A 414-nucleotide genomic window follows, 5' to 3' on the forward strand; every position below is an offset into this window, starting at 1 on the left:
ATCTGCCAGATCGCCAACGCCCTTCAGGTTGGCAATCACGCCGTCCATCGAGAACACACCATCGGTGGCAATCAGCACATGACGCGCACCGCCTTCACGCGCGTCTTTCAGACGAGCTTCCAGCTCATTCATTTTGTTCAAGGAATAGCCGGCATACGTGGTGTAGAGAGGTCTCGTGGGCTCGGCATTCACGAGATCGCCTTCCATACCGCCGTGCCACGGCGCTACGGTTTTCACGGCGTTTTGAAGGCGCCGTTCCACTTGTCCCGCGACATGTCCGAATCGCAACTCCTGCGCGATCTGATGCGTTTTTCCGGGACCTTCGTTCCCTTCCGGATTCCGCGTATCGAAGTCGCCCGGCTTGGCAATTTCTACAGCCTGCTGCCGAGTGTTCCCTGCGAGCAGATCCAGTAT

2 protein-coding genes are annotated in these 414 nt (G+C 57.7%); one reads left to right on the plus strand and one right to left on the minus strand.

All coding sequences use genetic code 11. The annotated features are described in order from the left end of the window. Positions 1 to 207 (minus strand): aminotransferase class I/II-fold pyridoxal phosphate-dependent enzyme (locus tag GV818_RS34765; protein WP_256679600.1); only part of this gene is annotated, 207 nt, incomplete at its 3' end. 6 nt (positions 208 to 213) lie between these two features. On the opposite strand from GV818_RS34765, the gene GV818_RS35265 reads away from it, so the two are divergent. Further along, positions 214 to 414 (plus strand): DUF1045 domain-containing protein (locus tag GV818_RS35265; protein ID WP_372242147.1); only part of this gene is annotated, 201 nt, incomplete at its 3' end.

Source organism: Pseudomonas sp. Fl4BN1 (assembly GCF_009908285.1).
Lineage (GTDB): Bacteria > Pseudomonadota > Gammaproteobacteria > Pseudomonadales > Pseudomonadaceae > Aquipseudomonas.